The 22,329-nt window shown below is 43.1% G+C and carries 20 protein-coding genes; 18 read left to right on the top strand and 2 right to left on the bottom strand.

All coding sequences use genetic code 11. The annotated features are described in order from the left end of the window. Positions 1-24: 24 nt before the first annotated feature. From DWX43_RS09880 to DWX43_RS09920, 9 genes are all read left to right on the top strand, one after another. Positions 25-1,188, top strand: a complete 1,164-nt coding sequence (locus DWX43_RS09880) for a malic enzyme-like NAD(P)-binding protein (RefSeq protein ID WP_118620180.1) — start codon at positions 25-27, stop codon at positions 1,186-1,188. Between the two features lie 195 nt (positions 1,189-1,383). Beyond that, the gene (locus DWX43_RS09885) at positions 1,384-2,643 is read left to right on the top strand and encodes a hypothetical protein (protein WP_118620181.1); all 1,260 of its coding nucleotides are present in this window, start codon (positions 1,384-1,386) and stop codon (positions 2,641-2,643) included. Between the two features lie 419 nt (positions 2,644-3,062). Then, positions 3,063-4,385 (top strand): extracellular solute-binding protein, encoded by a 1,323-nt coding sequence (locus DWX43_RS09890; RefSeq protein ID WP_109732604.1) that lies wholly within the window; start codon positions 3,063-3,065, stop codon positions 4,383-4,385. A 90-nt stretch (positions 4,386-4,475) separates the two neighbouring features. Continuing rightward, positions 4,476-5,360, top strand: coding sequence for a sugar ABC transporter permease (locus DWX43_RS09895; protein ID WP_109732603.1), 885 nt, complete (start codon positions 4,476-4,478; stop codon positions 5,358-5,360). Position 5,361: 1 nt separating this feature from the next. Then, positions 5,362-6,207 carry a carbohydrate ABC transporter permease gene (locus DWX43_RS09900; RefSeq protein WP_109732602.1) on the top strand — a complete coding sequence of 282 codons (846 nt, stop codon included), beginning with the start codon at positions 5,362-5,364 and terminating at the stop codon, positions 6,205-6,207. Between the two features lie 10 nt (positions 6,208-6,217). Then, entirely contained in the window at positions 6,218-7,726 is a 1,509-nt protein-coding gene (locus tag DWX43_RS09905) for an alpha-N-arabinofuranosidase (RefSeq protein ID WP_118620182.1), read from the top strand. 121 nt (positions 7,727-7,847) lie between these two features. Beyond that, complete coding sequence (locus tag DWX43_RS09910; RefSeq protein ID WP_109732600.1) at positions 7,848-8,840, top strand: LacI family DNA-binding transcriptional regulator; 993 nt, start codon at positions 7,848-7,850, stop codon at positions 8,838-8,840. Between the two features lie 46 nt (positions 8,841-8,886). Then, the gene (locus DWX43_RS09915; protein ID WP_109732599.1) at positions 8,887-9,855 is read left to right on the top strand and encodes a family 43 glycosylhydrolase; all 969 of its coding nucleotides are present in this window, start codon (positions 8,887-8,889) and stop codon (positions 9,853-9,855) included. Between the two features lie 54 nt (positions 9,856-9,909). Then, positions 9,910-12,006 carry an RICIN domain-containing protein gene (locus DWX43_RS09920; protein WP_109732598.1) on the top strand — a complete coding sequence of 699 codons (2,097 nt, stop codon included), beginning with the start codon at positions 9,910-9,912 and terminating at the stop codon, positions 12,004-12,006. Between the two features lie 33 nt (positions 12,007-12,039). Here the strand turns inward: DWX43_RS09920 and DWX43_RS09925 are convergent, their stop codons facing one another. After that, positions 12,040-12,798, bottom strand: coding sequence for an IclR family transcriptional regulator (locus DWX43_RS09925; RefSeq protein ID WP_109732597.1), 759 nt, complete (start codon positions 12,796-12,798; stop codon positions 12,040-12,042). Positions 12,799-13,121: 323 nt separating this feature from the next. Here DWX43_RS09925 and DWX43_RS09930 point away from each other — a divergent pair, with 323 nt between their 5' ends. The 9 genes from DWX43_RS09930 (at position 13,122) to DWX43_RS09970 (ending at position 21,364) form a co-directional block, all read left to right on the top strand. Beyond that, positions 13,122-13,760, top strand: a complete 639-nt coding sequence (locus DWX43_RS09930; RefSeq protein ID WP_118620183.1) for a bifunctional 4-hydroxy-2-oxoglutarate aldolase/2-dehydro-3-deoxy-phosphogluconate aldolase — start codon at positions 13,122-13,124, stop codon at positions 13,758-13,760. 84 nt (positions 13,761-13,844) lie between these two features. After that, the gene (locus DWX43_RS09935; RefSeq protein ID WP_118620184.1) at positions 13,845-14,870 is read left to right on the top strand and encodes a sugar kinase; all 1,026 of its coding nucleotides are present in this window, start codon (positions 13,845-13,847) and stop codon (positions 14,868-14,870) included. Positions 14,871-15,092: 222 nt separating this feature from the next. Next, a complete protein-coding gene (kduI, locus tag DWX43_RS09940) occupies positions 15,093-15,956 on the top strand; it encodes a 5-dehydro-4-deoxy-D-glucuronate isomerase (protein WP_118620185.1) in 864 nt (287 codons plus the stop codon). A 15-nt stretch (positions 15,957-15,971) separates the two neighbouring features. Continuing rightward, positions 15,972-16,610, top strand: a complete 639-nt coding sequence (locus DWX43_RS09945; protein WP_118620186.1) for an RpiB/LacA/LacB family sugar-phosphate isomerase — start codon at positions 15,972-15,974, stop codon at positions 16,608-16,610. 87 nt (positions 16,611-16,697) lie between these two features. Continuing rightward, complete coding sequence (locus DWX43_RS09950) at positions 16,698-17,516, top strand: sugar phosphate isomerase/epimerase family protein (RefSeq protein WP_109734039.1); 819 nt, start codon at positions 16,698-16,700, stop codon at positions 17,514-17,516. Continuing rightward, on the top strand, positions 17,510-18,367 hold the full coding sequence (locus tag DWX43_RS09955) for a polysaccharide deacetylase family protein (protein WP_118620187.1): 858 nt from the start codon (positions 17,510-17,512) through the stop codon (positions 18,365-18,367). The genes DWX43_RS09950 and DWX43_RS09955 overlap by 7 nt, the downstream gene beginning before the upstream one ends. 175 nt (positions 18,368-18,542) lie before the next feature. Further along, positions 18,543-19,565 (top strand): TRAP transporter substrate-binding protein DctP, encoded by a 1,023-nt coding sequence (gene dctP / locus DWX43_RS09960; protein WP_118620188.1) that lies wholly within the window; start codon positions 18,543-18,545, stop codon positions 19,563-19,565. 11 nt (positions 19,566-19,576) lie between these two features. Beyond that, positions 19,577-20,056, top strand: a complete 480-nt coding sequence (locus DWX43_RS09965; RefSeq protein ID WP_109734042.1) for a TRAP transporter small permease — start codon at positions 19,577-19,579, stop codon at positions 20,054-20,056. Beyond that, positions 20,057-21,364, top strand: a complete 1,308-nt coding sequence (locus DWX43_RS09970; protein WP_118620189.1) for a TRAP transporter large permease — start codon at positions 20,057-20,059, stop codon at positions 21,362-21,364. It abuts the gene before it with no gap. Positions 21,365-21,372: 8 nt separating this feature from the next. On the opposite strand, the gene DWX43_RS09975 is transcribed toward DWX43_RS09970, so the two are convergent. Further along, positions 21,373-22,260 (bottom strand): AraC family transcriptional regulator, encoded by an 888-nt coding sequence (locus tag DWX43_RS09975; protein WP_109734044.1) that lies wholly within the window; start codon positions 22,258-22,260, stop codon positions 21,373-21,375. Positions 22,261-22,329 lie beyond the last annotated feature (69 nt).

The following is a 22,329-nucleotide window of genomic DNA, read 5'->3' on the forward strand; positions in this document are numbered from 1 at the left end:
GAAAGGAAGAAAGAGGTGCCTGTTATGGATTATGGAAAAGAAGCAATAAAGATGCATGAAAAATATCGTGGAAAGATTGAAGTGTGCAGTAAAGTGCCGCTGAAGACAAGGGAAGATCTGAGTACGGCATACACACCGGGAGTAGCCAGCCCGTGTATGGAGATTCATAAGGATGAGAAAAAAGCATATTCCTATACAGCCAAAGGTAATCTGGTTGCAGTTGTAACGGACGGTACTGCAGTTCTGGGCCTGGGTGATATCGGGCCGAAGGCTGCAATGCCGGTCATGGAAGGAAAGGCAATTCTATTCAAGGAATTTGGCGGGGTAGATGCATTTCCGATCTGTTTAGACACAAAGGATACGGAGGAAATCATTGAAACTGTGAAGCGGATAGCGCCGTGTTTTGGCGGCATTAATCTGGAGGATATCTGTTCTCCGAAATGCTTTGAGATCGAACAGAGGCTGGAACAGGAACTGGATATCCCTGTATTCCATGATGACCAGCACGGAACGGCGATAGTGACGACGGCGGCACTTATGAATGCCCTGAAAGTTGTCGGGAAGAAAATAGAAGATGTCAAGGTTGTGCTGAACGGGCCGGGGAGCGCAGGAACTGCGATTGCAAAAATGATGCTGCATGCCGGGGTGAAACACATGACAATCTGTGATCTGGAAGGAATTCTGGCAGAAGGATGCCCGTTCGCAGTGGGGCACAAGCTGGAGCTGGCCAGACTGACGAATCCGGAAGGGATTACCGGGACTTTGAAGGATGCGATCGTGGATGCGGATGTATTTGTAGGCGTTTCAGCAGGGAACATCCTGACTAAAGAAATGGTGCGGACGATGGCACCGGACCCGGTTGTCTTCGCGATGGCGAATCCGACCCCGGAAATCACCTATGAGGATGCTGTCGAGGCAGGGGTAAAAGTCATGGGAACCGGGCGTTCCGATTATCCAAACCAGATCAATAACGTGCTTGCATTCCCCGGTTTGTTCCGCGGGGCGTTGGATGCAGGCGCGCGGGATATCAATTATGACATGAAGCTGGCCGCAGCCCGTGCAATAGCCTCACTTGTCACCGATGAAGAACTAAAACCGGAATACATTATCCCGTCCCCGTTCGATCCGCGTGTGGCTGCAAAAGTTGCGGAAGAAGTAGCAAAATGTACACATATGTCAGTTTTCTGACAGTAAAAAAATCCCCGTTCCTTTATACTTATAGCAAGATAACAAGGCTTGAAAGAACTAAGCTTAAGAGGCGAAGGGGAGCATCCATGTTGCTAAGGCTCAAAAAGACTGAGCCAAAGCCAACAGGATGTACTTTGCCACATAAGGCTTGAAAAGACCAAGCCTAAGAGGCATAAGTAAGGACGGTGATTTTTTATGGGGACTGAGTATACGTGGGCGTTTGACAGGAGTTTTCTGGTATTTCTTGCTATTGCATTTGTTTCATTGGCGATAGCGGCAAAATTAAAATCGATGATTCCGATGCCGCTGATTTATGGTGTCATATTTGCTATTGGATTTGGGACGGGGGTCCTTCCGAAGGATATGTTGCTTTCTGCTAATATGATTGCAGTAGGTACGATTGCGTTTAATGTGCTGGTTATTCATTCCGGTACAATGATTAATCTGAAGATGCTGAAGGCGAAGAAAAAGGAATCACTTCTTTGCATTATAGCCTCTCTGGTTCTTGTTGTAATTGTTGGATTCGGGCTTACTCCGATACTTGGGAAGGGACTTGCATTTCTGGCTCCAGGCTCAGTAATCGGCGGAGGCGCTTCCTGTGCGATCGCTTCGAGATGGGTACTGGACAAGAATCCGGCAATCTCTGTGTTTCCCTGGCTTGTGTTCATGTTTCAGGGATTGTTCAGTGTTCCGGTTGTAACGTGGGCGCTGAAGAGAGAAGGAAAGGCACTTTCTCAGGAATTCAGAGCAAGGAATTCACAAGGTGGAAATCAGGGCGCTCCTGAGGGGGCAGGCAATATTCCGCCGATGACCGGGCCGGGCTGCCCCGGAACTGGTAAGAGTCCTGCGACTGGTCAGGCTGGGAAGGTTCCGTTCTGTGAGAGAATTCCTGCAAAATATAAAAACACGGCGTATTTCCTGGGGATTATTATGATAGTGACAGTCATCAACAATCTGCTTCACGGGACGATTCTGGCTGGTCTGAATATTAATCCGAATATTACGGCACTGCTGTTTGGGTTAATCCTCGGCAGCCTTGGCTTTATGGATAAAGCGCCTCTGTTTAAAGCGGATGCATATGGGCTTCTGTTATTAGGCCTGATGGGACTGATGGCCAATACAATTGCCAATTGCCCGTGGCAGGGACTGGTAGCGTTTATTCCACCGTTGCTGATTGTGTTTGTCATCTCTACGATTGTGCTTGTACTGTGCGGGATCGTCGGAGCGAAGGTCTGCGGATTCCGGGCAGAACGTGGTATTGTGCTGACAATGAACTGTATGATGGGGTTCCCTGTGAATGATATGCTGACAAATAATGCGGCAGCAGCCGGAGAAAGCGAAGCAGAAAAAGGATACATAAAGAGTCAGGTTGGTCCCCTTCTTGGGATTGGAACGATGCTGATTTCAAATGCGGTGTCGGTACTGATTGTCAGTATTATGGTAATATTCGTGTAGTGGGAAGATCATGTACACGAGGATGTTAATGATTAATTAAATTTATAAAAGTGAAAAGCACTGAGAATGTAAAAAGAGATGACATTTTCAGTGCTTTTTTGTTTGGAAAATAGGCTGCGGATGATAGGTTAAATAAATAATATGGTTGGAATAATAGAGTACTCGTGAACATTCTAATAAATACTATATTAATATTATAAAATCAGATAATATTAAAATATAATTGTGATATTCAACAAAATACATGTGCAATATTAATGCAATATGCTAGTTTTGGAAAATTATATTGACATTTATGCACAAAGGGAATATCCTTTATTTATAAAAATTAGTTACACGTGTACATTTAAACCAAAAAGCAGATATACGATAAACCGGTAAGTGTGTTTGCTGAATGTTCAAGAAAGGGAGACAGGATTATGAATAAAATGAGCAAGTGGAAAAGAATGGCTGCACTTGGTATTTCGACAATGATGATTGTTTCAACAGCAGCTTGCGGAAGTGGTTCAGGAGGAAACTCTAAATCAGAAAAAACGGATGCAAAAAATCAATCAAAAGGAACCACAATTTCATTCTGGAACAGCTTTACAGGTTCAGACGGAGATATGCTGGTTGAGCTGGTGAACCGATATAATAAAGAGAATGAAGATGGAATTACTGTTGAGATGGATATTTCTTCAGATTTTGACAGTCAGCTTTCCACTGCATTTGCAGCAGGCACAGGTCCTACCATGATTTTAAGTTCAAGTGCCTATCGATTTACATATGGGGACTATATGCAGGATATCAGTGATGTATTTGACAAAACTGATTTAGATAAGGATGATTTCATACAATCTTATTTAGATTATTGCTCCGAGGGAGATAAATTATATTTTGTACCATTTCAGGTTGTAGGTTATTACATGTACTGGAATAAAGATTTATTCGAGGCGGCAGGACTTGATCCGGAGGCTCCTCCGACAACATGGGAAGAATGGCAGACATATGCTGAAAAGATTACGGATGAGAGCAAGAATGTTTATGGATCGGGTATTTCCTATGATTATCCTTACCAGATTGCACATATGATGCAGCGTCTGGGCGGGTTGTCAGTAACGGATGATAATGGCAGCTGGAAGGCAAACTTTGCAGGAAATAAGGGATATGCTGACTTCCTTACGATGTATAAGACTTTAACAGAAAACGGGGATAACCCTCTGGAAGCGGATACGGATTCTATGGTAAGTGCAGGGCAGATTGGTATGACTGTCGGGGGCCCCTGGGTCACGGCAGGACTTGATACAGCAGGTGTTAATTACGGAATCGGTCTGATACCTCAGGGAGATGCAGGGGATATGAACTCTGTAGAAGTACTCGGATTTTCTGTAACAACGACAGCAAGCGATGAGGAGAAAGAAGCTGCATATAAATTCATTGAATGGTGGAATTCAGAAAATGAAGAGGGATCAAGTCCGGCTTTAGAGTGGTCAGTGGCAAATGGTTTTCCTGCTTATACATATTCCGTTCAGGAGAAAGATGAATATAAACAAAGTGAAAAACTTAGTGTGATGTCTTCTGCAAATCCAGATGCACCGACGGACTTTATTGTTGATTCAAGTTTTCCGGGAATCAATGATATTCTGAATGATGTCATCCCTGAGATGATTAACTCCGTAGCGTTTGGAAACATGTCGGTGAATGATGCACTTGAAAAAGCCCAGACAACTGCAGATAAGATTGTTGGGGAATATAATAAATAACTGATTTCAGGGACTTTTGGCAAGTGGAGAGGCGGTTCCGTGCAGCCGCCTTTTCTTTGGAATTTGAGACAGGCGGGTAGGAGAAGTTAAATGAAGAAAATGATGAAATACTGGAATAAGCCTTCCAGAAGTGCGTATCTCTTTTTGGCCCCATCGGTCATTTTGTTAATCCTGTTTAGTGTGGTGCCGCTAATTATAGCTTTTGGACTAAGTCTGTTTGATGTGTCCATCACGATGGACTCGGCACGTTTCATCGGTATGGAAAACTTTGTCGAAGCATTTCGGGACAGCCGGTTTATAAACAGCTTAAAAGTGACTGCTATTTTTACGGGGCTGGAGGTGCCGCTGCAGGTTCTGGGAGCATTGGTAGTTGCAGCGCTGATTACAAAGAATAATATAAAGAATAAATTTTTCAGAGCGGTTTATTTTCTGCCCGTCATATGTTCTGCGACAGCAATCGGTATTATGTGGAAGATGATTCTTCACTCCAATATTGGTTTTGTTACAGCGGCGTTACAATCAATGGGGCTGGGGAAGATTAATTTCCTGAATACACCGGGACTGACAATATTCGTCGTTTCATTTATATCCATATGGAGGAGTTTTGGTATTTCTGCAATTATTTATGTGACGGCGATCCAGCAGGTATCAGCGTCCTTATATGAAGCGGCTGAAATGGACGGGGCTGGGAAGATACGGCAGTTCTGGCATATCACCGCACCTTCCATCAGACCGACCTTCTGGTACATTTTAATGACACGGTTTGCAGGGGCATTACAGATATTTGACATCATCTATATTACGACAAATGGTGGACCGAATTATACAACAGAATCCACGGTTACTTACATTTATTCCAGAGCATTTTCATCACGTTCGAGTATGGGGTATGCGTCTGCAATGTCGGTGATTTTATTTGCGATAATCATGGTTGTTACTGTAATAATGTATCGCAAAATGAATCAGGAGGATTAGTATGAAAAAGAAAAAAGCGATTAAAATCAAAAATATAACAATCAGTATTCCGATCTTTATCGTTTTGGTCATTCTGGCATTGCTGGTTCTGGTGCCGGTTATATGGATGACATTAAGCGCGTTTAAGCCGGAAAAGGAGATTATATCCTGGCCGCCTACTTTTATACCGAAATCATTGACTCTGGAAAATTTTGTTGATGTACAGGACCGAATTAATATTCTTCGTTATATGCTTAACTCAATTATTTATGCAGGGGGAACCACATTGCTGGCTGTTGTTGTAAACAGTATGGCCGGGTATGCCTACGCCTTTTATGATTTCAAAGGAAAGACAGGGCTGTTCCTAATGACTCTGGCGACAATGATGGTACCATTTCAGGTTATTATGGTCCCGCTATTCCTCGTTGTGTTCAAGATGGGGATGTACGATTCTTACTGGGGGCTGATAATACCAAGAGTTGCAGTTGCAGGTTCGATCTTCATGATGCGCGCCGCCTTTTCAGGCATACCAAAGGAACTGGCCGAGGCTGCCAGAATTGACGGGCTTTCCGAAATGGGAATATTCTGGAGAATCATGATGCCGCAGGTAAAACCGGCAGCGATCACTCTGGTTATTTTAAGTATCAATGGTTCGTGGAATGATTTGCTGTGGCCGATGATAGTGACGAGCAGGACAGAGATGCGTACACTTGCAAACGGACTGGCATTATTTATTGGGCAGAATACCATCGAGTATGGCGCCGCATTTGCAGGTGCGCTGATTTCACTTCTTCCGATGTTTATTCTGTATATGGCAGGGCAGAAATACTTCGTGGAAGGTATGGCAAGTGCCGGATTAAAGGGGTAAGGAGAATCATATGTTAGAGGCTAAAATAATTTGCGATAAAAATTTTATAATAGGCAGCATTGATCCAAGGCTGTATGGTTCTTTTCTGGAGCATATGGGGAGAGTTATTTATACAGGAGTGTACGAACCGGATAACTTAAACTCCGATGAAGAAGGTTTTCGCAGTGATGTGATTGAAAAAGTAAAGAAAATGGGGGTGACGGCAGTACGCTATCCGGGCGGAAACTTTGTTTCTGCTTACCATTGGGAAGATGGTGTTGGACCGAAGGAGGACCGGCCGAGAAAGCTTGAGCTTGCATGGAAGGCTGTAGAAACGAATGAATTCGGGACGGATGAATTTATCCGCTGGGCACGGAAAGCTAATATTGAGCCGATTTTCACCGTGAATCTGGGAACCCGAGGGATAGAGGAAGCTGTTCAATATATTGAATACTGTAATTTCCCGGGAGGGACGAAGTATAGTGAAATGAGGAAGGCTCATGGCATTTCAGAACCATATGGTGTGAAAATGTGGTGCCTTGGCAATGAAATGGATGGGGAGTGGCAGATCGGGCATAAGACAGCCGGTGAATATGGGCGTCTGGCAGCAGAAACAGGGAAGACTATGAAATTGGTGGATCCCAATATAGAGTTGATTGCATGTGGCAGTTCGCTTTCGAATATGGAAACATATCCAATATGGGATATGGAAGTTCTCGAGCATACATATGACGTGATTGACTATTTGGCCCTGCACCAATATTATGGCGGGCAGGAAAAAGGCACAAAAGCGTTTCTGGCCCAGACACTCGATATGGAGGAATATATTAAGACCATCCGTTCCGCTGCTCAGGTGATAAAGAAGAAAAAACGTTCCTGTAAGGAGATGAAATTCAGCGTTGATGAGTGGGGCGTCTGGGCGCTTCCGGGTGATTCTGTAAATATGGAAGTGTCGAAAGGACCCTGGAAGGTTGCGCCTGCAATCAGCGAACAGATTTACACTCTTGAGGATGCCCTGCTTTTTGCGGGAATGCAGATGGTTATGCTGAGAAACGCTGATGTGATAAAGATTGCATGCCAGTCCCTTCTTACAAATGTCAGTGCATGCATTATGACTGAAAAAGACGGTGGACTCTGGCTTCAGACAATCTATTATCCATTCTACTATTTTGCAAATTATGCGAGGGGGATTGTTTTAAGAAGCACCTCATTAGGACCTACATACCAGTGTGAAGACTTTGATCAAGTTCCGTATCTTGATGAGGTTGTTGTCTGGAACGATGAAAAAAATGAAATTGTTATTTTCGTAGTTAACAAGAGTGAAGACGAACCAATGAAAGTGGAAGTGATGCTGCAGAATTTTGAGCCAAAGAAGGTCACAGAATTTGTAAGCATGACGGCAGATGACAAAAAGATGACAAATCAATATGACCATACGGCTGTTCAGCCCTGCTCAAGAGAAGGGGCACATGTTATATCAGGCAGCTGTATTGCAGAAATCGAACCGCTGTCTTTTAACATGATTCGTATAGAAATATAACGGGTTGTCTTCGTTGCGGCAGTTATGTTTTGGTGTTATACTTAAGCTGATTTTATGCAGGGTATGATGTGTCCCGGCTTAGAAATGCAGGGGCTTAACGAATGAACGGAGGTAGTGGGAGATGGCAATCACTGTAAATCAGATAGCTGAAAAATGCGGTGTGTCGAGAACAACTGTGCTGAGGGCTTTAAATGACCGGGGGAGTGTTGGCAAGGAGACAAGGGAAAGGATTCTGTCTGTTGCCAAGGAATATAATTACCGTCCGAATCTGCTGGCAAGAAGCCTGAATCATGGCAGAACTATGTCTCTGGGCGTAGTAACGATAAATATTGAGAATATGTATTTTGTTCAATCTTTAAATATTATTAATAAGGAAGCGGACAAGAGAGGGTATTTTACGAATATTGTGGTCTGTGATGAAAGTCTGGATTGGGAACAGAAACTTATTCAGGGGCTTGCTGACCGTCAGATGGAAGGGATACTAATCAGCCCGATTAATAAAGGGAAAGAGTTTGAAAAGTTCCTGCTTTCGCTCCATATTCCGATTGTCTGTATAGGAAACCAAGTGTCGGACGCAATCACAACAGTACAGGTTAATGAGATGGCAGCTGCTATGGAGTCAGTAGATTTGATCGTATCTAAGGGATATCAAAAAATTATATTTATCTGCCCCCCGCTAGCTGTGAAAGAAAAAGAAAATATATATGTTCACGAACAGCGTCTTTTAGGGTTTCAGGCATCAATGGCCAAATATCCGGAGATTGAATCCTCGGTGATTGGTAAGACTGACTATCTGCAGGATGTGAAATGTCTGATTGATAAAGGAACAGAAAAAAAGACGGCTTTTCTATGCTCTGGCGACAGCTATGCCCTGAATGTGATGCGCTGGGGGCAGCAGAATGGAATGACCATACCGAAAGATTTTGGGTTAATGGGATTCGATAACATTAGTATTCTGGAATTTATTACACCTAAGTTGACAACAGTATCAACAAATCTTGAGGGGGTTGCAGCAACGGCAGTCTCAGAACTGCTTGCCCAGATAGATTCGGAGGAATATTCACCGAAAGCCATTTATCTGAACTATAAGATATTAGACAGAGAAACTCTGTGACAGACAGGTGGTATGGGGCAGATAGTAGTAATGTGAGGAAATAATAGTGAATAGAGACAATTTTATAAAAACGAATTATAATGAACCATTTATTATTCAGCGGGCAGATCCTTATGTCTATAAACATAAAGATGGAACCTATCTGTTTACCGGATCTGTACCGGAATATGACCGGATCGTGCTCCGTCAAAGTAGTACGCTTGATGGTCTGAAGGATGCGGATGAAGTTACCATATGGAAGAAGCATGAGCAGGGGATTATGAGCATGCATATATGGGCACCGGAAATCCACTATATTGAAGGTAAGTGGTTTATTTATTATGCAGCAGGTGATAAAGATGATATATGGGCGATACGTCCGTATGTCCTTGAATGCTCAGGCAAAGACCCGCTGAAGGACCCTTGGAAGGAACTGGGGCAGATGCAGGCGTCTGACGATTTTTCCTTCAGAGATTTTTCGCTTGACATGACTGTATTCGAGAATCGGGGGATATGGTATTGTGTATGGGCAGAAAAGGTTAGTGTCGGGAAGAAGATATCGAATCTATATATAGCAGAAATGGAAAGTCCAGTTAGGCTTTCTACACCCCAAGTGCTTTTAAGCTCTCCTGATTATGATTGGGAGCGGGTTGATTTCTGGGTGAATGAAGGTCCGGCACTGTTGCGCCATGCCGGGATGTTATATCTGACTTATTCGGCGAGCGCAACGGGTGCATGTTATTGTATGGGAATGCTGAGTATTCCGGATGATGAAGAACTCCTGAATCCGCGTGTGTGGAAAAAGGAAAGGATTCCCGTCTTAAGAACCGATTGGAAGAAAGGAATTCTGGGGCCTGGCCATAATTCGTTTACAAAGTCAGAAGATGGGGCAGCGGATATTATGATTTACCATGCCCGGCAATACGACGAGATTACCGGAGACCCGTTATATGATCCTAACAGACATGTATATCGCATGAAAATCATGTGGGATGAAGAGGGATGTCCCGTATTTTCTTTTGAAAATAATTTTTAGCTTTTATAAATTAGAAAAAGCAATGCTTAGTTGATAAAAGAGGAGGTAAGAAGGATGAGAAAATGGCATAAGAAACTGACTGCACTAGTAGCGGTATTTACATTGGTATTTTGTTTTTCTGTTCCTGCGTCGGCGCAAACGACGGATAATGGTACTGTTGTTTATGTTTCAGACAAAGATGCGACATTCGATCCGGGAGGGGCTACATATTCCAGAATTATCTGCTTAAAAAATAGTGGTAATGCTAACGGAACTTTATTGTGTACATATGATCAACTGAAAAATGTAACTATTGCGATGGAAGACGGGACAAGTGTTTCAAAACAGGTTTATCCTATTTATAAAAGTACGGACAACGGAGACAACTGGCAGTTGATTAGTAATGTATATGATAAGGAATATGGTCTTTTAAGGACTTCCCAGCCGTGTCTGTATGAATTGCCGACTCAGGTGGGGGACATGCCGGCGGGGACAATCCTGTTGGCCGGAAATATTTTTGACGATGATCCTTATACTCAGTCAAGAATTGTATTGTATAAGAGTATAGACGGGGGATATACGTGGTCGTTTCTAAGCGAAGTGGATAATGGGGGACCTTGCATATATGATCCAAGTACCACATCTTCTACAACAACTGTATGGGAGCCATTTTTGGGAATGAGTGCATCAGGAGAATTGGTATGCTATTATTCTGATGAAAGACAGAAATCTGATGGTGTTTTGCAGGCGGTATCGCTTAAAACTTCATCAGATGGTGTGAATTGGAGCGGACTTACGAATGTAACAGCTATTAATAATACAAGTGACAGGCCGGGGATGATAACGGTGACAGAACTGCCAAATGGAAGGTACATGGCTACATATGAAATGGTTAACAGACCAAGCCTGAGTAAGAATAATGCAGTCGTTTACTGCAAATTTTCGGATGATGGTGTGACGTGGGACGCAGGAAGTCCTGGAACCCGGGTTGCTTTGGCAGATGGCAGAGGAATCGGTTCTTCTCCCTATGTAAAATGGATTGATGCAGGGGGGCCGAATGGGATGGTTGTAATATCTGCAAAGTGGGGAACGGATAGCAGTGACAATATCAGTGGCGGACAGAATTTTTATGTAAACTATAATTTGGGACAGGGAGCATGGGAACGTCTTCCAATGGCAGTGACCTATGATTATAATGATTTGGCAGGAGGTTATTTTTCAGGATTTAGTCAGAGTTTTGATGTAAGCCCGGATAATACGACCCTCTATCAGGCCACTAACGTAGAGAACTTCAATAACTCGAAGATAATTGATGGAGTAAGCTATAATCTGAACGATGTACGGGTTGGCACTCTTCCCTTGAAAGGCTGCATTTACGAAGCGGAAAAGGCAGTGATCACAAATGCCCAGGCGGGCAATGCCATCGATGCATCTAATGGACAAGAAGTACAATATATTAATGAATCAGACAGTGCGGTTGATTTCCAAAACATAAAAGTTGAAAATGCAGGGAATTATAATATCTTAGTCAGATATTCCAATGGTGAGGGAACAGAGGCCTCTCATACGGTTTCTGTTAATGGAACCGAGATAGGGACAGTAAATTATCCTGTTACAGTTAATTGGGACCGCTATCTGTGGAGTAGTTTTACCTGCTATTTAAATTCTGGTACAAATTCCGTTAAATTTGCAAAAAATGTAGGTTTTGCGGAATTGGACTGCATACAGGTCAGCGAAACTTCGGATGATTTTTCTGTTATTAATAAAAACAGTGGCAAGTATCTGGAAATTAAAAGTGCATTAACAAATGAGGGTGCAGAAGCAGGTCAATGGGGAATAACAGATCATTGGTGCCAGAAATGGAATTTTGAAGAAGCAGGAAATGGTGGTTATAGAATCAAAAACATGAACAGCGGCCTTTATCTGGATATTGAAGGGCAGAGTGCAGCTGATGGGGCAAAAGCGATTCAAAACGATTATGCCGAGAGTGATTCACAGATATGGTTACTGGAAGAGACAGAAGGTGGATATTGCCATATTGTGAATAAAAACAGTGGTAAATATCTTGAAGTATTTAGTAATTCTGCGGAAGACGGTGCATCAGTAGGGCAATGGGGCGCAACGGAATATGGATGTCAGGAATGGACACTGATAAAAGAAGGTATCCATTAACAGAACAAATTTAAATTAGAAGCAGAGTAGATTCTAATTCCACTCTGCTTCTAATTTTTTTTGTGTATCCAAGACATCTCTGGCAAGTTCTGCAATCCGTTCATCTGACATACGGTTGACCGGTGCGGAAATACTAAATGCGTATTTAGGTTTCCCTTTATAATCCTTGATGCAGGCGGCGATACATCGAACGCCTAATTCATTTTCTTCATCGTCGATGGCATATCCTTGTGTATGAACCTGTTTTAGGTGCTTTTGCATCTCACTGAAATCGGTGATGGTATGCGGCGTCAATTCCTGAATGTCACTGTTATCCCATATTTCCCGGGCGTCATCCAGATCCATTTCCGCCAGTAATGCTTTTCCGACACCGGAGCAGTAGAGTGGAATACTCTTTCCGACTTTCGACACCAGCCGTACCGAGTTAGTATAAGACTCGACTTTGTCAATATATACAGCTTTTCGGCCATCCACCTGAACGAGATGGACTGTCTCGCCGCATTTGGAGACAAGTTCTTTCAGATGTGGTCTTGCAATATCTACAATGTCATTTTGGGTCAGTAACTGGTTTGCCAGTTCCCAAATCTTAAACGTGAGACTATATTTAGTAGTCTCCGGATTCTGTTTCACATATCCCATATAAATCAGAGAGTTGAGAATACGGTGTACGGTGCTTTTGTTCAGAGACAGCTTTGAAGATAGTTCCATCAGACCGGTAGGGCCTGACTCAGCCAGAACCTCCAGAGTCTGAAAAAGACGGTCGGCCACCTGAATTGGGTTTTTATTTTCCATTATAATCAATTCCTTCTTTCGTTACTGTTCACACCGTGCCGTGCACTTAGCTGCACGGCATCGGAGCCGATAAAGTTATGGTTTCGGGGCATCTGCACCTCGCCGTAGGCGACTTTTAATGGGCAGATGCCGTTACTGTGCACGCCCGTAGGGGGTGAACAGTAACTTTCTTTCTCGCGGGAATAAAGAAATACGAAAAAATGTATTGACTTTATTATATAAATGAGTATAATAAAAGTCAACAGTTCCATATTACAAAACATAGTTTCATAATACGGAACAAAATACGAGATGCAATTATTTATTTCATTGGAGGAGATTACATGAACGCAATTTTAGAGCAATTTGGTGAAATCGGAATCATTCCGGTTGTTGTATTGAATGATGCAAAGGACGCTCTGCCGCTTGGAAAAGCGCTAATCGAAGGAGGACTTCCGTGTGCAGAGGTTACATTCCGTACAGATGCAGCAGAGGAATCCATTCGTCTGATGTCAGAAGCATATCCGGATCTGCTGGTTGGAGCAGGAACAGTTCTTACAACAGAACAGGTCGACCGTGCAGTAGCAGCCGGAGCAAAATTTATCGTCAGTCCCGGATTGAATCCGAAGACCGTTACTTACTGTCAGGAAAAGGGGATTCCGGTGTGCCCGGGTGTTGTAACGCCGAGCGAGATTGAGAAAGCGCTGGAACTTGGGCTGGACGTTGTAAAATTCTTTCCGGCTGAACCGTCAGGCGGACTTTCGATGATCAAGGCAATGTGCGCGGCTTACACGAAGCTGAAGGTGATGCCTACTGGTGGAATCAGTGCAAAAAATGTTGTAGATTACCTGAAGTGTGACAAGATTCTTGCATGCGGCGGGAGCTGGATGGTGAAGGGCGATATGATTGAAGCTGGCGAGTTTGACAAGATTACAGAACTGTGCAAAGAGGCGGCAGAAATAGTAAAAGCAGCAAGAGCTTAATCAGGTATATAAAATAGCAAGAATATTAGTGACTGTTCATGGTCCTGAACAGTTACTAATATTAATTATAAGGAGATTAGTAGAATGTCAAAGAAAGTAATCACATTTGGAGAAATCATGTTAAGACTTGCACCGGAGGGATATTACCGGTTTGTTCAGGCGGACACATTTGGCGCAACATATGGCGGCGGAGAAGCTAACGTTGCAGTTTCACTCGCAAATTACGGTTTTGATGCAAAATTTGTCACCAAGCTTCCGGCACATGAGATTGGACAGGCGGCTGTAAATTCACTTAGAAAATATGGGGTGGACACCTCTTATATTGCAAGAGGCGGCGAACGCATCGGTATTTATTTCCTCGAAAAAGGTGCTTCCCAGAGACCTTCCAAGGTTATTTATGACAGAGCGGGATCTTCAATCTGTACAGCTTCCGCATCTGATTTTAACTGGAAGGAAATCTTTGACGGGGCAGAGTGGTTCCATTTTACAGGAATTACACCGGCGCTCAACGATGAGGTTGCGGCAATCTGCCTCGAAGCTTGTAAAGCTGCCAATGAGATGGGAGTTACAGTATCCTGTGACCTGAACTACCGCAACAAGCTCTGGAGCAAAGAAAAGGCAGGCCAGGTAATGGGCGGTTTATGTCAATATGTGGATGTTTGTATCGCGAATGAAGAAGATGCTTCCGATGTATTTGGCATCAAGGCAGCTGACACAGATGTCACAACAGGAACTGTAAACCACGAAGGTTACAAAGACGTTGCAAAACAGCTTGCTGACAGATTCGGTTTCAAGAAAGTAGCGATTACACTTCGTGAATCTATATCAGCAAATGATAACAACTGGTCTGCAATGTTATATGATGGATCTGATTATTTCTTTAGCAAAAAATATAAAATGCATATCGTTGACCGTGTTGGCGGCGGCGATAGTTTCGGCGGTGGACTTATCTGTGCCTCCCTTAACGGATATGATTCACAGGCAGCCATCGAATTCGCAGTAGCGGCTTCATGTTTGAAGCACTCTGTCGAAGGAGATTTCAATATGGTATCAATGGACGAAGTGTTAAAACTTGCCGGAGGCGATGCTTCCGGACGTGTCCAAAGATAATAAATCCCTAATGCCATGTGGGAATATAATGTAAAGAAAAACCTCTCTGCAGCAGGCGGAGAGGTTTTTCTATTGGTAATAGTATAAAGTGCAATATTCTTATAAAAACATATAAAATAGGCAATTTTAGTAAGAAAATTTGCACCTTGTTATGGTATGATTTACAATGTAAAAACTTAGAAGAACTTATAGAATGTAAAAATAAAAAAGGAGATAAAAGCAATGGAACTTAGAACCGCAGCATCGCCAAGAGACGTAAAACATTATACAACAGAGAGATTAAGAGAGGAATTTTTAATTCCACAGATTTTTTTCCCGGACGATATTAAATTAGTATACAGTCATATTGACCGTATTATCACAGGCGGGGCAATGCCAGTGGCACATAGCTTAAAATTAACAGCCGGGGATGAACTCCGTGCGGAATATTTCCTCGAGAGGCGTGAGATGGGGATTATTAATATCGGCGGGGACGGAACGGTTACCGTAGACGGCAGCGTGCATAAGGTGGGAGCCAGAGAGGGGATGTACATCGGGAAAGGCGCCAGGGATATCACATTTGCAAGTGACGATGCAGAGAATCCGGCAAAATTTTATTTGAACAGCGCTCCGGCACACACAAGCTATCCGACAGTCGTAATCAAGCAGGAAGGAACTCCAAAAGAGGGTGTTGTCATTGTAAAAGAAGAGAACAAAGTGGAGCTTGGAACATTGGAAGACTCCAACCACCGCGTTATTTGCAAATACATTCTCCCGGGGCAGGTAGAAAGCTGCCAGCTGGAGATGGGCATGACGCATCTTGAGCCGGGAAGCGTATGGAATACGATGCCGTGCCACACACATGACCGGAGAATGGAAGTGTATCTTTACTTTGATCTTCCGGAAGACGCATTTGTGATGCATTACATGGGAGAAGCCACGCAGACAAGACATATCGTTGTCCGTAATGAGCAGGCTGTCATCTCGCCAAGCTGGTCGATCCATTCCGGCAGCGGATCCAGAAACTACACATTTATTTGGGGAATGGTCGGAGAGAATCAGGATTTCGATGATATGGACCATATCCCAAATCAGGACTTATTATAATGGAGGAGAAATAAGATGAAGATCGCTTTAATTAATGAAAACAGTCAGGCGGCAAAAAATGAAATCATTTGCAGCTCTTTGAGAAAAGTCGTGGAGCCAATGGGACATGAAGTGTTTAACTATGGCATGTTTACGGCGGAGGATGAGGCACAGCTTACCTATGTACAGATCGGTATATTGGCGGCAGTTCTGCTGAATTCAAAAGCGGTAGACTATGTCATTACAGGATGCGGTACCGGAGAGGGGGCGATGCTTGCGTGCAACTCCTTTCCGGGCGTTATCTGCGGGCATGTGGAGGACGCGTTAGATGCATATACATTTGCACAGATCAACGATGGAAACGCTATTGCACTTCCATTTGCAAAAGGATTCGGCTGGGGCGGAGAACTCAATCTGGAATATATTTTCGAGAAATTATATGTGGAAGAAGGCGGAAAAGGTTATCCGAAAGACCGCGTTGTTCCGGAACAGAGAAATAAACGGATTCTGGATGAAGTCAAGACGGTTACTTACAGAAAACTGACTGATATCCTGAGGGAACTGGATCAGGAGCTGGTCAAAGGAGCATTATCCGGCGCGAAATTCCGGGAATACTTCTTTGCAAATTGTCAGGATGAAGAAATTGCGGCAGTTGTAAAAGAAATTTTAGCTTAGTAAAGACAAGATAAGAAGACAAAGGGGCGTGTACTTTGTCTTTTTTCTTTGTAGAAGGAGCTTTGTCTTAAAAAAGGAGATCAGAATATGAAAATTGGTGTACGAGCACACGATTATGGGAAAATGAATATAGAAGATTTGGCGCGTGTCCTTCATGAGGAGGGATATGATGCGGCGCAGCTTGCGCTTCCGAAGGCATTTACGGGAATCGACAGCTATGAAGATATCACACTTGCTCATCTGGAACGGATCAGACGGGCATTTGAAGCACAGAAAGTGGAGATTCCGGTATTTGGCTGCTATATGGATCTGGGTAATCCTGACGAGGAGATTCGTGCTTATGCACTCACAACGTTAAAGCAATGTCTGGCCTACAGCAAAGAGGCAGGAGCGAATGTAGTCGGCACAGAGACTGCGTATCCGCATCTGGATGCAGAGCAAAAAAAAATCTGGTATCCGTATATGCTGGACAGTGTACAGCGTGCAGTGGAAGAGGCAGTCAGGCTGGATGTAAAGCTTGCGATTGAGCCGGTATACTGGCACCCGCTCGAAAATCTGGAGGCGCTGACCAAGGTACTGGAGAAAGTGAACGACGAAGCGCACTTGCGTGTGATTTTCGATGCTTCTAATTTGCTGGAGTTTCCCGATACCACAGATCAGGAGAAGTACTGGACCGGGTGGCTGTCGCAGATCGGCAAATATATAGAAGCCATGCATATCAAAGATTTTATGTTTGGGGAAAACAAGGAATATCAGCCAACACTGCTGGGGGAAGGCTGTATTCAGTATGACACAATATCTAAATGGCTTCGTGAAAATGCGCCGGATATGTATCTGCTTCGTGAGGAAATGAATCCTCAGACCGCACAGCATGACATCATGTTTATGAAGGAGGTTCTATGTTAAGATTAAGACAGGACATACCACTCTTTCCGAAGGGAAGAAAGAAAGCTTTGACTTTTAGTTACGATGATGGAATCACGCAGGACCGGAGATTCGTGGAGATGCTAAACCGTTATCATCTCAAAGGTACATTCAATCTGAATCCCGGACTGATGGGAAACAAAGACTGGTTAAGCCAGCCCGGAATCGAAGTCAGCCATTACAAGATGGATAAATGCGAGATAGCAGAGCTGTACAAAGGGCATGAGATTGCAGTACATACAATGACGCATCCTGATCTGCCGCGTGTTCCGGAGGGAATGATTGCATATGAAATCGCAGCGTGCCGCAGGGAACTGGAGGAAATTGCAAAAAAACCGGTTACTGGAATGGCATATCCGTTCGGAACCTACAATGATAAGGTGAAAAATGCAGCGAAGGTGTGTGGTATCACCTATTCCAGAACAACAAAGCAGCACTTTAGCTTTCATCTGCCGGAGGATTTTCTGGAATGGCATCCAACTATTCATCACACAGAAAATACACTATACTCTTTATGGGAAAAATTCTTAGAACCTGTTGATAACGAAATGTACAGGCAGCCCCAGCTTTTTTATGTATGGGGACATACTTATGAATTCGATGCATTTGACCAGTGGAAGGATATGGAGGAGTTTCTAAAACAGGCAGGCGGGCATGACGAAATCTGGTATGCCACGAACGAAGAAATATACAGGTATGTAATGGCGGCCCAGAGGCTGGTTTACAGTGCGTCCGGCGATTATATCTTCAATCCGGGTGTGCTGGATGTGTGGATGCTGATAGATAAAAAAGAATATCACATTCCGGGCGGAGAGACGGTTACGATTGGATAAGCGGATGAAATTTATAAAAAGATAGAGCAATATACTTTGGAAAAAATGAAATAAGTGCAATATAGATAAGAAAATTGTCATAACCATATGCTAGAATAACAACAGTTACAATATATTATGTATTCGATTATAGGCGCCGTAATCGATATGATGTTTTTTAGGAGAAGGAGTAAAAATGGGAAGCTTAAAGAAAAAAATAGGCATTGCGGTTTCGGCCATAGGCCTGGCCGCAGTAGTCATAACCTTTGGTATGGTTCTGAGCGAAAACAGCACAGACAAAATTAACATCCGTATGGCACATAATCAGGCAGATGGTTCAGAAATTGCAGATTCAATTGCAAAGTTTTCAGAGTTTGTTGCAGAAGATGCATCAAAGAATCTCGAAATTGACATTTATCCGAGTGGAGTACTCGGTTCAGAAAAAGAAGAAATCGAGATGGTTCAGGCGGGTATCCTGGACATGGCAAAAGTAAGTTCAAATACGTTAGGGCAGTTTGAGGACAAATATTCGATTTTCGCAGTACCGTATCTGTTCACAAGTCAGGAACATTACTATGAGGCGATGGAGAAGAGCGAAGCTGTACAGGAACTCTTCCGGTCAACAGCAAATGAGGGCTATATTGCCATCGGATATTATGCAAATGGTTCCAGAAACTTTTACTTAAAGGAGAACAAAGCAGTTACAGATCCCTCCGTGTTAAAATCGAAGAAAATTCGTTCCATGCCCAGTTCCACCTCTATGGAAATGATTAAGTACATGGGCGGGTCCGCAGTACCGATGGCAGGGAGCGAGACATATTCCGCCCTGCAGCAGGGGGTGGTAGACGGAGCAGAGAACACAGAACTTGTTCTGACAGTTGACGGTCATCAGGATATTGTAAAATCCTATACATATACAGAACACCAGTATTCTCCAGACATTTATATCATCAGTACAAAGAAATGGAACAGCCTTTCAGCAGAGCAGCAGGAATATCTTGTGAAATGTCTGGGCGAGACAAATGATAATTTCAAAACCATGTATAACAGAATGATGGATGAAGCAATTGCAGAAGCAGAAGACCACGGCGTTACCATTTACAGAGACATTGATAAAACAGCATTTATCGAAGCTGTTTCACCGATTCATGATGAGTTCTGTGAAAAAGGTGATGATTATAAAGCACTGTACGACGATATCGAACAGTATGCAGAGTAGGAGGATAGCAAATGAAGATACTGAATAAAATATTAGAATATGTCCTTGCAATTCTGGTAGTGGTAATGGTCGCAGGCTGCATATGGCAGATCGTAACACGATTTATTTTACAGAACCCAAGTGACTGGACAGAAGAATTAGTCCGCTATGCACTGATCTGGATGACAATGGTCGGTGTTCCATATGCATATGGCAAACAACAGCATATTGCCGTGACATTTATTACGGATACATTTACAAAAAAGGGCACTTTAAAAGATAAGATTTTTATTGAGATTCTTGTTCTCTTCCTCAGCGTATTCGTTATGACTGCAGGCGGGATTATGGTCAGCATGAATGCAGCCGGACAGGTTTCACCTGCACTGGGAATTCCGATGCAGTTCTATTACATCGGGGTACCGGTCTGTGGTGTTCTCATGGTAGTATACGCAGCAGAACGTTTGATCCGATTTATAAAAGAGTTTAAAGAACTGAAGAAGGAGGAAAAATAAATGGAATTACAAGCAGCATTAGTATTAATTATCGTATTCTTTTTCTTGCTGGCAATGAGCGTTCCAGTGTCATTTAGTATTATTTCAGCAGCCTTGGTTACCATCATCATGTTCCTGACTCCTCAGTTCGGAATGTTTATCTCAGCACAAAAATTAGTCGGTGGTATCGATAGTTTCAGTTTGTTAGCTGTACCATTCTTTATTCTGGCAGGACAACTGATGAGTAACGGGGGTATTGCGAAACGGCTCATAAATCTCGCAATGTTAATCTTAGGAAAAGTGCCGGGATCTCTTGCACTGACCAATGTCGCAGGAAATGCAATGTTTGGTTCATTATCAGGATCAGGTATCGCAGCAGCAACAGCAATCGGTGGTGTTATGAACCCACTGGAAAAAGAACAGGGGTATGATGATGGATTTGCAGCGGCAGCCAATATCGCATCTGCACCGGTCGGACAGCTCATCCCGCCAACCAATGCATTTATTGTGTATTCAGCAGCATGCGGCGGCGCATCTGTAGCGACTTTATTCATGGCCGGATGGATTCCGGGACTATTGTGGGCATTCCTTTGTATGGTAGTTGCATTGGTATATGCAAAGAAAAAAGGGTATGTTGTAAAGAGGGATGAAAAATTAACCGGAAAAATTGTACTTAAGACAATCTGGGATGCAATTCCAAGCTTACTGCTTATTGTGATTGTCATCGGCGGTATCTTATCGGGATATTTCACACCAACAGAATCATCTGGTGTAGCAGTTTTGTATGCATTTATCTTAGCGGTATTTGTTTATAAGACAATTAAGATTACAGATATCAAAAAGATATTAGTGGATGCGGCAGTAATGACAACCATTGTTATGTTAATCATCGGCGCTTCCTCAATCCTGTCGTTTGTTCTTTCATTTACAGGACTTCCACAGGCAATCAGCGCAGCAATGCTGTCGGTATCAGACAACAAGATTATCATCCTGTTACTGATTAACATGATCCTTCTGATTGTAGGTACATTCATGGATATGGCACCGGCACTTTTAATCTTTACACCAATCTTCCTTCCGGTTGTAACAAGTATAGGGATGAATCCGATTCAGTTTGGTGTTATGATGGTCATGAACCTTTCCATTGGAACGATTACACCACCAGTCGGCAGTGTATTATTTGTCGGGTGCAGTGTGGCGAAACTCAAGATTGAAGATGTGATGAGACGCCTGATCCCGTTCTTTGGGGCTATTGTCGTAGCACTTCTGTTCGTTACCTTTGTACCCGCATTCAGTACATGGCTTCCAACCGTACTGGGCTTAATGTAACAGGAATTTTAAGGGTTCACCGGCAGAATCAGAGGCTTAATAATATCCAGATTCTTACGATATTTTAGTGGAGACATAGTCATATATGTTTTAAATGTCTGCTCAAAATGTGTGGTACTTCCATAGCCGACACTTTCTGCAATCTTGGAAATGCTGTAATCCGTTTCTTCCAGTAGTTGTTTTGCATGCTGGATACGGATCACATTGACATACTCACGAATCGTATAGCCGGTGACTTCCTTGAACAGACGGCAAATGTAATACTTACTTAAGAAAAACTGATCCGCCAATGCCTCTAAGGAAATGTCCTGCTCATAATTCTGAGAGAGATAGTCAGCGATTTCGTACACATGGCGATGCTTCCCCTCCTGTGGAAGAAGCGGAGTTTCCGGCATACGGATATCAAGTTCACGGGTCAGATACAGAAAATACGTTGTGACTGCAAGTTCAACTGCCTGTTTATAATTATGTTTTTTCTCATTACATTCTCTTTTGATGAGATAGTAAAGGTCCATAAATGCCCTCTGCTGTGCTTCTGTCAGATGATACACACCATAATGCTGGTGAAGGAAGCGGGTCAGGTGCAGTGTTGGATATTTCGTATCAAATTCCTGCACTTTGTCAGGCGTGAGATACAGGATGATTCGGTTGTGGCCGCTGTCATTACTCGATACAGACTTGGTCATATGAATCAGGTTCGTGTCGATTAAAATCAAGTCCCCTTTGGAGGCGACAAAATTACGATTATTAAAGAAGAAACTCCGTGTTCCTTCTAATATATAAAAAATTTCATATTCGTTGTGGAAATGCTTAACCCGCATGTCAAACTTGCCATAACGAACCATGTGTTCCAGTGAAATACCCTCAATGGAGGCGTAATAAGAGAGTTTTTCCAAATGTATCACCTGCTTTTTAATATTTTACCTGCTTTTGTATTATTATATAATAAATTGACGCAAAAGACT

The organism is Clostridium sp. AF19-22AC (assembly GCF_003479085.1).
GTDB lineage: Bacteria > Bacillota > Clostridia > Lachnospirales > Lachnospiraceae > Faecalicatena_A > Faecalicatena_A orotica.

What these genes read in the sequence shown, in the direction of transcription:
- DWX43_RS09965 (WP_109734042.1), top strand. Translation starts at nt 19,577, where the DNA reads ATGAAGATACTGAATAAAATATTAGAATATGTCCTTGCAATTCTGGTA.
- DWX43_RS09910 (WP_109732600.1), top strand. Translation starts at nt 7,848, where the DNA reads ATGGCAATCACTGTAAATCAGATAGCTGAAAAATGCGGTGTGTCGAGA.
- dctP (WP_118620188.1), top strand. Translation starts at nt 18,543, where the DNA reads ATGGGAAGCTTAAAGAAAAAAATAGGCATTGCGGTTTCGGCCATAGGC.
- DWX43_RS09880 (WP_118620180.1), top strand. Translation starts at nt 25, where the DNA reads ATGGATTATGGAAAAGAAGCAATAAAGATGCATGAAAAATATCGTGGA.
- DWX43_RS09900 (WP_109732602.1), top strand. Translation starts at nt 5,362, where the DNA reads ATGAAAAAGAAAAAAGCGATTAAAATCAAAAATATAACAATCAGTATT.
- DWX43_RS09885 (WP_118620181.1), top strand. Translation starts at nt 1,384, where the DNA reads ATGGGGACTGAGTATACGTGGGCGTTTGACAGGAGTTTTCTGGTATTT.
- DWX43_RS09935 (WP_118620184.1), top strand. Translation starts at nt 13,845, where the DNA reads ATGTCAAAGAAAGTAATCACATTTGGAGAAATCATGTTAAGACTTGCA.
- DWX43_RS09950 (WP_109734039.1), top strand. Translation starts at nt 16,698, where the DNA reads ATGAAAATTGGTGTACGAGCACACGATTATGGGAAAATGAATATAGAA.
- kduI (WP_118620185.1), top strand. Translation starts at nt 15,093, where the DNA reads ATGGAACTTAGAACCGCAGCATCGCCAAGAGACGTAAAACATTATACA.
- DWX43_RS09895 (WP_109732603.1), top strand. Translation starts at nt 4,476, where the DNA reads ATGAAGAAAATGATGAAATACTGGAATAAGCCTTCCAGAAGTGCGTAT.
- DWX43_RS09955 (WP_118620187.1), top strand. Translation starts at nt 17,510, where the DNA reads ATGTTAAGATTAAGACAGGACATACCACTCTTTCCGAAGGGAAGAAAG.
- DWX43_RS09970 (WP_118620189.1), top strand. Translation starts at nt 20,057, where the DNA reads ATGGAATTACAAGCAGCATTAGTATTAATTATCGTATTCTTTTTCTTG.
- DWX43_RS09925 (WP_109732597.1), bottom strand. Translation starts at nt 12,798, where the DNA reads ATGGAAAATAAAAACCCAATTCAGGTGGCCGACCGTCTTTTTCAGACT.
- DWX43_RS09905 (WP_118620182.1), top strand. Translation starts at nt 6,218, where the DNA reads ATGTTAGAGGCTAAAATAATTTGCGATAAAAATTTTATAATAGGCAGC.
- DWX43_RS09890 (WP_109732604.1), top strand. Translation starts at nt 3,063, where the DNA reads ATGAATAAAATGAGCAAGTGGAAAAGAATGGCTGCACTTGGTATTTCG.
- DWX43_RS09945 (WP_118620186.1), top strand. Translation starts at nt 15,972, where the DNA reads ATGAAGATCGCTTTAATTAATGAAAACAGTCAGGCGGCAAAAAATGAA.
- DWX43_RS09920 (WP_109732598.1), top strand. Translation starts at nt 9,910, where the DNA reads ATGAGAAAATGGCATAAGAAACTGACTGCACTAGTAGCGGTATTTACA.
- DWX43_RS09930 (WP_118620183.1), top strand. Translation starts at nt 13,122, where the DNA reads ATGAACGCAATTTTAGAGCAATTTGGTGAAATCGGAATCATTCCGGTT.